The organism is Streptococcus sp. k-628 (genome assembly GCF_013277475.1).
GTDB lineage: Bacteria > Bacillota > Bacilli > Lactobacillales > Streptococcaceae > Streptococcus.
The window spans coordinates 1-8900 of record NZ_VMMZ01000011.1 but is presented as its reverse complement, the minus strand read 5'-3'; the positions used below and the strand labels follow the sequence as shown (position 1 = coordinate 8900).

Genomic DNA, 8900 nt, shown 5'->3' with positions numbered 1-8900 from the left:
AAACAGTGTTTTGAGCAGCTTGCGGCTAGCTTCCTAGTTTTCTCTTTGATTTTCATTGAGTATTAACTAGTAAAGCTAAAAAGAATCCAGAAAAGTTTCCAGATTCTTTTGTGAAAATGATTGCGAGTGCTTACTTAGACTGAAAGAAATCCTGTTGGGCTAAATAGTCATAATGGTCTTTGTTAAATTGATATTGGCCCACATGCTGACTAATCTGACCGACATCCACAGAAAAAATGTAGTCTTCATTTTGATAGTGCCAGTTCAGCCTAACTGTATTCAAGACTGTCTTATAAGTAAAATCTTGAACTTGATTCCAAGGCATCTCTAGGACTTGATTAGAACGATTTCCAGTTACATCACTGATGTCCATCAAGTAGATTCCCTTAGGTGTGAATGCCAGAATCTTAGGCTTCACACTCGACTGAACATAGTAGGAACCACCTATTATGAAAAAATCAATAAATGATTTGAACCATGTCTTTTTCTTGAAAGCCATCAGAAAATTCTTTTGCCCTTCAATGTGGCAAGTTGAGAGAAATGATTCAATCTGTTTTTCTGTTGCAAACTCCATAATAGCGCCCATGATGTTACCTCCATAAAAATCACTAAATAGACAGTTAAGAATTCTTCACTTAAAGAAGAACTTATCATTTGTTGCATTTTATCTTACTTTTACAGTAGACGGCACCCCTCCTATAAAATCATCCTAGCATGTGCATACTTCAGTTAACACTGGGTAGATTTTCGAAAATAATTTCTCACGTTTTTGTTATATTCATTATAACATAATTCCAATAAACAAATAAAAAAATATAAGATTTTTTCTTCCAAATTTGCCATCATTCTATTAAAAAACGACAGCTTCTTTCGAAACCATCGTTTTTCGTGAAAAATCCTTATTTGACGTGTTTTGCCAATTCTTCTTGGGCTTTTCTATTAGATTCTTCTTTTTCTTTCAACCATTTTTCTTTAGCTTTTTCATATTCGTCTTTTGTAACTGTCTTATCTTGTAATTTGAGGTATTTATAGGATTCAACCCCTTTATTACCAGCCAATGAATATGGTGTTGAGAAAGGAACAATTTTTCTCAATGTTGGTGTTCCGCCTAGTGAAACATTTGGAATTGCTAGAGAGCTATCTACTAACCAAGCTTGGGCATCTGCATATTTTTCATAACGTTTAGCTGGATCTTGCTCCTTATTAGCTTCTTCCAACATTTGAGTGTAGATATCCAGCCCAACAGCCTTAGCCTTGTCATTGGCTTCACCTGGCTCTATACCTAGATTTTGCATCAAACCACCAGAATTAACGTTAAATACATCAAGATAGGTTGAAGGGTCTTGATAGTCTGCACTCCAACCACCGTTGTAAAGATCATAATCTTTCTGAGCTGCAGTTTGAGCTAGATAACCTGAACTATCATAGTCCTCTGTAGAAAGTTGATGAACATCAATCACAACATTATCTGCACCTAAGACAGATTCTATTGATTGCTTCATGGAATTGATTCCTTGAATTTCAGCCTTATTAGCCAAATCTATAGTTTTATCTAAGTGTATAGGGAATTGAACTCCTTTGGCTTGGAGTTCTTTCTTAGCTTCAGCAAATTTAGCTTTAGCTTTTTCTGGATTGTAGTATGGATCCTGGGCATCTGCAAAGTTGATTCCTTGCCACTCCTTGCCATAGTTGACCATCTTAGAGGCTACTACTTCACCAAAGTCTTTTCCCTTGATACTTACGAAGTTTGGAGGAACGACGAGGTTACGCAAAATCTTAGTTGCCCCCTCTTCTCCTTGAGATTGGGCCCCGTAAGCTGTACGGTCATAGGCAAAATTAATGGCTTGACGGAAGTTCTTGTTAAGAACCGCTTCTTGAGTCGATTTCTTTTCAGCATCACTTGTCTTGGAAGTGAATTTATAAGATTTTCTATCCAAGTTGAAGTTTAAGAAGTAAGATGTAGCATCTTGCATGCTATAGATGATATTGTCCTTATTCTTTTCTTTAATCCCTTCAAAACTTGAACTATTTGGATAGAGACGAGCATAGCTATAAACACCTTCGGTAAAATTACGTGCTAACGCATCTTGGTCACTACCATCAAAATAAGTCAATTTGACATCATCTACAAAGACATTTTTAGCATCCCAGTAGTTAGGATTTTTCTTGTATTCGATGACCGATTTTGAAACAAAGGATTTCATCAAGAAAGGTCCATTGTACAAAATGCTAGATGGGTCTACCTTCCCAAAATCATCCCCTTTTGATTTCAAGAAATCCGCATTGACTGGGAAGAGAATGGTTGAAGTTGTTTTTGAATTCCAGTAAGATTCTGGTCGTGTCAAGGTATATTGAACAGTTTGGTCATCAAGAGCCTTAACTCCGACAGTTGAAAAGTCGCTTGTTTTACCAGTGATATAGTCATCTAAACCTGCAACGGATTCTTGCACTAAGTACAAGGCTTCTGATTTTTTATCAGCCGCATATTTCAAACCAGTGACAAAATCTTGGGCAGTTACAGGAGCATATTCATCTCCATCTGCAGTATACCATTTAGCATCTTTACGCAGTTTGTAGGTATAGGTCAAACCGTCCTTAGAAACACTCCAATCCTCTGCCAAAGATGGAACATAGTTCCCATATTGGTCATTTTCCATGAGACCATCTACCAGGTTGGTCACAATATCATTTGTTGTTGCACGGTTTTCTGCTAGATAGTTCAAACTAGATGGATCACTTGAGTAAACATAATTGTATGTTTTTGATGCTGTGCTAGAATTTCCACAGGCACTTAACAAAATACCTGCACTTAACACGACACCTGCAAGCGTTGCATACTTGGCCTTAGACTTTTTCATCTCCAGAACCTCCTGATTTAAATATTTGTTTTATTATACAACTCGTATTTTATTTAGTCAATGGGTTTTTTAAAAAAATTAATCATTACATCTACAAACTATAGAAATTATTCTACAAAATAATAAAAAAGAGAATAATTCAAGCATTTCATGATAGAAATGTTCAAATTATCCCTTTTATTTATAAAAAATTATTGAGAAATTCTAAATTTTACTCGCAGGCGATCTGCTTGAGCTTTTCCAATCACCTTATCCAATAAACGAGTACGGAGACTCATGACTCCGTATACTCCTCCACCCATGGCACCGACAAGAGCTACATAAAGGAAGCTCCACAAACGTCCACTTGGTTGGAATACAAATCCTAAAATCCACTGGATGACACCGACACCGATGAACATAACAAGGGTCAACAAACTGATTAAAATGGTTCGCTTCAAAATCACCTTGCGCTTGACACCAGTTACCTTACAAATATCCCGATACATCAAGACGTTAGGAATGATGAGACCAATGGTTGTAGAAATCAAAGGCCCGTAACTGTGAAAGAGAGCAATGGTTGGTAGTTGCAAGACCAGCTTGGCAATGGAACCATAGATAAAATAGAGAACGGCCTTGCGGTTGCGGAACATGGCCTGAAGCATTGGAGACAAGACCATGTACAAGCCTAAAATAGTAGACTGCAAAACTGCAAAGACAAACAAGCCCATAGCCAAACTATCTGGTTTGCCATAAAAGACTGTATAAAGAGGTTCTCCTACCATAACCACTCCAACCGTTGCTGGTAGCAGGAATAAGAAAAGCATGGTAATACTATCCTGAACCAGACGAGAAGCCGCCTTCAAGTCCCCCTTGACATAGTTTTCAGTCAAAAGCGGCAAACCGACACTCCCAATCGAAACCCCAACAGAAATCAAAATCATAGTAATTTTATTTGGATTGGCAGAAAAATAAGAAAACATGACAATTAAGTCTTCATTACTGTAGTTGCTAAACCACTTCATGCTATTGATAAAGGTATTTTGGTCCAAGATTTGGAAAAGCTGAATAGCCGAACCAGTCAAGATAAAAGGAATAGCTTCCTTAATCGTATCCATTAACAGGTGTTTGCTATCAATCTTATCTCGTGTTTCAAAGACTCTTTTGAGTAAACCTTCTTGAGCAAGGAAATAAATCAAAACTCCAAAACTGGCTACCATACCGACAAAGGCCGCAAAGGTCGATTGGGTAACGGCTGATAGGTAATCTCCTGAACCGAGCTTCATAATGATAAAGGTTGCTAGAAGCATCCAGATAACACGAATGACCTGCTCAGCGATTTGACTCATGGCATAAGGTTTGAGGTTATTCATCCCTTGGAAAAATCCTCGGATAACACTCATAGACGGGAAAATCAAGACTCCCCAAGCCAAGCTCTGCATGATTGGGATCAGGTCTTTCCCTACACCCGACAAGTCTGCTAGCCAAGGAGCAAAGACATACAAGACTAAAGCAAAAACCAGACCTAGTCCTGTCATAAATCCTAAAAAACTCCGAATCAGGGCAAAGCTATGCTCCTCTTCTCTCATGGTATTATACTTGGCAACTTGCTTGGCCACCGCAACCGGAATACCTGCTGTTGAAACCAGCAAGAACCAGGCATAGATATTGTAGCCCATGGTAAAAAGACCATTGGCCGTAGCCGCATAAGATCCCATCCAGATGTACCAAGGGATAATATAGATGGCCCCAAGCAGGCGACTGATAAAGTTACTGGCCGTTAGCCAAGCAGTCCCCCGTAACATCTGGGCCTGCTGGTGATTGTTTTCGTGCGACATAGATTCCTCATTCAATTTTGATAACTAGGAAAAACTCCTTATTTTCCATTATAAACTTTTCCTTGTTACTTGTAAATTTACGACTTTCAGTTTACAATAGAAAGTATGATTAAGATTGAAACCGTATTAGATATATTAAAGAAAGATGGTCTCTTCCGTGAGATTATCGACCAAGGACATTATCACTACAACTACAGCCATGTCGTATTTGACACCATCTGCTATGACAGTCGCAAAGCTAAAGAAAAGAGCCTCTTTTTCGTCAAGGGTGCTACCTTTAAGAAGGAATTTCTGCTTTCAGCTATCTCTCAAGGTCTCGGTTGGTATGTGGCTGAAAAGGACTATGAAGTTGGTATTCCTGCCATTATCGTCAGTGATATCAAGAAAGCCATGAGTTTGGTAGCTATGGAATTTTATGGAAATCCACAGGACAAACTCAAACTCCTTGCCTTTACTGGGACTAAGGGTAAGACAACAGCAGCCTACTTCGCCTATAACATTTTATCTCAAGGGCATCGACCTGCTATGCTCTCGACTATGAATACAACTTTAGATGGCAAGACTTTCTTTAAGTCTGCATTGACAACTCCTGAGAGTATTGACCTCTTTGACATGATGAATCAAGCTGTGCAAAATGACCGTACCCACCTCATCATGGAAGTCTCCAGTCAAGCCTATCTGGTCAAACGTGTCTATGGTCTAACCTTTGATGTGGGAGTTTTCCTCAATATCAGCCCAGACCATATCGGCCCGATTGAACACCCTAGCTTTGAAGACTACTTCTACCACAAGCGTCTCTTGATGGAAAATAGCCGAGCAGTCATCATTAACAGTGACATGGATCACTTTTCTGTCTTGAAAGAACAAGTGGCAGATCAAGACCATGATTTCTATGGTAGCCAATCAAATAATCAAATCGAGAATTCCAAAGCCTTTAGCTTTTCAGCTACGGGTAAACTCGCTGGAGACTATGATATCCAACTGATTGGTCACTTCAACCAAGAAAATGCCGTTGCTGCTGGACTTGCCTGTCTCCGTCTCGGAGCAAGTCTTGAGGACATCAAAAAAGGAATCGCTGCAACCCGCGTTCCTGGTCGTATGGAAGTCCTCACTCAGAAAAACGGAGCCAAGGTCTTCATCGACTATGCCCACAATGGTGATAGTCTCAAAAAACTCATCAATGTGGTTGAAACTCATCAAACTGGAAAAATTGCTCTGGTTCTCGGTTCGACAGGAAATAAGGGAGAAAGTCGTCGTAAGGACTTTGGCCTCCTCCTCAATCAGCACCCTGAGATTCAAGTCTTTTTGACTGCTGATGACCCCAACTATGAGGACCCAATGGCCATTGCAGATGAAATCAGTAGCTACATCAATCATCCTGTTGAAAAAATTGCGGATCGCCAAGAAGCCATCAAGGCAGCTATGGCTATCACTGAACAAGAACTCGATGCAGTTATTATTGCTGGTAAGGGAGCCGATTGCTACCAAATCGTTCAAGGCAAAAAAGAAGCCTATCCAGGAGATGCAGCTGTCGCAGAAAATTATTTATAAGGATCGTAAAAAAATCAAGGGAAACGAAACCCTTGATTTTTTCTATCTTTATTTAAAAGCGTTTTTCAAACCTTCAACGGCACCTTCTACAGCACCTTTAGCATCTTCTACAACGTCTTTTGCCTTAGCAACTGTTTTTTCAACAGCTCCTTCAAGTTCTGTCTTGCTGTCTCCAGTAACTTTACCAAAACCTTCTTTGACAGCGCCTGTTGCTTGTTCCAATTTGTTTTCAAGTGACATATGATTGTCTCCTTTAGTTTTATTCCGATATGTGTTATCGGTTACATTAGTATAAACTTATCGATAGATAAAGTCAAACAATGTGCTCAGAAAAAGCAATCACACTAAATAGAAAGTTAATTTTTCCTTATCAAAATCGATAGCCAACTCATACTTTCCATCTGCATTTTGGACAATATAACCTAGGACAACTAAACTGTCCACAAAGATGTCACGACGTTTCTGCATAAGCTGATCTTTTTTGAGGAACTTCAACAAAAAAGTCGTCATATATTTGAGGGCATACTCAGGATTGACATCTCCCAAAATGGCATAGAGTTCCTGCTGTTTTTCTGTCAAAGGATACTGATTTTTGACCTTGTAGAAATAATTAGACAGGGTCATTTTAGTGCGCGCAAAATCTGTTTTTTCAACTAAAATAGCTGCATTGGTTTGATTGCGCAATTCCGTCTCAAAACTTTGCTCCAACAAAGTTTGATAAATTGGACTAGCTTCTCTAACAAAAATCTCTTGATCCAGTTCGAGACTATCGAGCGACACCAGCATGGGAAGATTAAGGTAATAGCGCTTATTTTCCCGTAGAATCAAGCCTGCCTTTATATACTCTTCCATGAGTTTATCAACTGTCACTTCTGGAAATTGAGCCTTGATTTCCCGTAAAATCACATCCTCATGCTGATCCAGATAGCGGATCAGTTCTCCAAAAAATGGCTGTCTCGTCAAACGAGATGGATTAAAAATCTGAATCATGAAGATTCCTTTCTTTACATTTTAACAGAGGCGATGCTGCCAACTGACTGGGATTGGTCCCAGCTTGGTTCAGAGGAACAGGCAGACCAATCTCCCTATAATACTCCCTCCAAAAATCACTAATCTCCTGAGTCCCATCTCCAAATTTCATGGGAATAGTTTCAAAAATCGGTAGAATTTCTGCTATATACTGGGAACAGTAGAAACCAGCGCCATCTGGATAGAAAGAAGCATTATAAGGAGCTCCCAGATGTTTGCTAGCTTTTTCCTTCACAGACTGAATATCCATTTCTGGGTAAACATAGAGATCGTACAAATGATTGGACTCAAAGAAGTCTGCTGGTTCTTGACAGACCACACCAAATTCTCCACTAGCATGATAAATCATCCCATCCAAATAAATGGCAACATGGTTATAGTTGCCTGTGGAAGTCTGGATGGCCTGTCCCATATCTGACTCATCTCTCACAAAAATCAAATCACCATTTTCTAACATGCTTCACTCCTAGAAAAAAAGGAGCCGAAACTCCTTTCGATATAAGTCAAACCAGACTTTCCGATTTTGAACTGACACCCAAAATCTTAAGCATTAAAGCTTTCAGTCAATTGAGGTACCACTTGTTTCTTACGTGAAACGGCACCCGCAAGGAAAGCATGGTTATTTTCAAGTTTGAAATTGAAAGCCGCTTCGACCTTGCCCATATTGGCACCAAGAGCCAAGATTTCTGAGTTTGAGTTGACGATATCTGTAATCATCAAGACAAAGTCAGAGTAGCCGTTTGCTGCGTTAGCAGCTTGCATTGCAGCTTCAATTTCTGCTTTGCGTTCCAAAACTTCAGCGATGTCCACTGTGTTTACTTGAGCAACACGGACATTATTTCCGTTCAATTCAAAAGTTTTAGCATCGATGTCAATCAATTCTTCAGCAGATTTGCTAGCCAAGTTTGTACCAGCTTTCAACATAGCTAAACCATATTCTTCCAAGTTGACACCAGCCAATTCAGCTAATTCAGGAGCAATGACTGTATCTGTTGGGTGTGTTGTTGGTGATTTCAAAAGAAGGGTATCTGAAATCAAACCTGAAAGCATCAAACCAGCAATCTCTTTAGGCACAGCCACACCATGTTCTTTGAACATACGGTAAACGATTGAAGACGCTGAACCAACTGGCTCCAAACGCATGTAGAGTGGGCTTGCAGTTTCAAAGTTAGCCACACGGTGGTGGTCTACAACACCGTAAACTTCTACTTCAGCGATATCTGATACAGATTGTTGGAATTCATTGTGGTCAGTCAGGATAACTTGCTCTGCCCCCTCTGCTTTGGCAGAAGTGATGACACGCGGTGCTTCCACACCAAAATAGTTCAAGACAAAGGCTGTTTCTTCATTTGGAGTTCCAAGGGCAACAGCTTCCGTATCCAAACCGTAAGCTTCTTTTGCAAGGTAGGCAAAAGCTACAGATGACCCGATGGCATCTGAGTCTGGATTTTGGTGACCAAATACTAGAATCTTAGACATGATAATACCTCATTTTGTTTATTCTCTTTATTGTAGCATTTTTTTCGCTTTTTGACAAAAGTAAGAGGAGTCAAAGGACTCCTCACGATTCTTCAAAATAACTGATACTCTTCGAAAATCTCTTCAAACCACGTCAGCTTCGCCTTGCCGTAGGTATGGGTACTGA

At 39.6% G+C, this 8900-nt stretch carries 8 protein-coding genes; 1 reads left to right on the top strand and 7 read right to left on the bottom strand.

The window, feature by feature from the left end:
• Nucleotides 1–130: 130 nt before the first annotated feature.
• From HT730_RS01995 to HT730_RS01985, 3 genes are all read right to left on the bottom strand, one after another.
• Nucleotides 131–586 carry a hypothetical protein gene (locus HT730_RS01995; RefSeq protein WP_173306652.1) on the bottom strand — a complete coding sequence of 152 codons (456 nt, stop codon included), beginning with the start codon at nucleotides 584–586 and terminating at the stop codon, nucleotides 131–133.
• Between the two features lie 313 nt (nucleotides 587–899).
• Nucleotides 900–2858 (bottom strand): peptide ABC transporter substrate-binding protein, encoded by a 1959-nt coding sequence (locus tag HT730_RS01990; RefSeq protein ID WP_173306650.1) that lies wholly within the window; start codon nucleotides 2856–2858, stop codon nucleotides 900–902.
• A gap of 191 nt (nucleotides 2859–3049) precedes the next feature.
• Nucleotides 3050–4675: a polysaccharide biosynthesis protein gene (locus tag HT730_RS01985; protein ID WP_173306648.1), complete on the bottom strand. Its 1626-nt coding sequence runs from the start codon at nucleotides 4673–4675 to the stop codon at nucleotides 3050–3052.
• Between the two features lie 105 nt (nucleotides 4676–4780).
• On the opposite strand from HT730_RS01985, the gene HT730_RS01980 reads away from it, so the two are divergent.
• The gene (locus HT730_RS01980; RefSeq protein WP_173306646.1) at nucleotides 4781–6226 is read left to right on the top strand and encodes a UDP-N-acetylmuramoyl-L-alanyl-D-glutamate--L-lysine ligase; all 1446 of its coding nucleotides are present in this window, start codon (nucleotides 4781–4783) and stop codon (nucleotides 6224–6226) included.
• Nucleotides 6227–6274: 48 nt separating this feature from the next.
• Here HT730_RS01980 and HT730_RS01975 read toward each other — a convergent pair whose 3' ends face one another.
• From HT730_RS01975 to HT730_RS01960, 4 genes are all read right to left on the bottom strand, one after another.
• Nucleotides 6275–6466: a CsbD family protein gene (locus tag HT730_RS01975; protein ID WP_000051193.1), complete on the bottom strand. Its 192-nt coding sequence runs from the start codon at nucleotides 6464–6466 to the stop codon at nucleotides 6275–6277.
• A gap of 99 nt (nucleotides 6467–6565) precedes the next feature.
• Nucleotides 6566–7216, bottom strand: coding sequence for a DUF1803 domain-containing protein (locus tag HT730_RS01970; protein ID WP_173306645.1), 651 nt, complete (start codon nucleotides 7214–7216; stop codon nucleotides 6566–6568).
• A complete protein-coding gene (locus HT730_RS01965) occupies nucleotides 7200–7712 on the bottom strand; it encodes a YiiX/YebB-like N1pC/P60 family cysteine hydrolase (protein ID WP_173306643.1) in 513 nt (170 codons plus the stop codon). The genes HT730_RS01970 and HT730_RS01965 overlap by 17 nt, the downstream gene beginning before the upstream one ends.
• An 86-nt stretch (nucleotides 7713–7798) precedes the next feature.
• Nucleotides 7799–8734 (bottom strand): manganese-dependent inorganic pyrophosphatase, encoded by a 936-nt coding sequence (locus HT730_RS01960; protein WP_173306642.1) that lies wholly within the window; start codon nucleotides 8732–8734, stop codon nucleotides 7799–7801.
• Nucleotides 8735–8900: the final 166 nt, after the last annotated feature.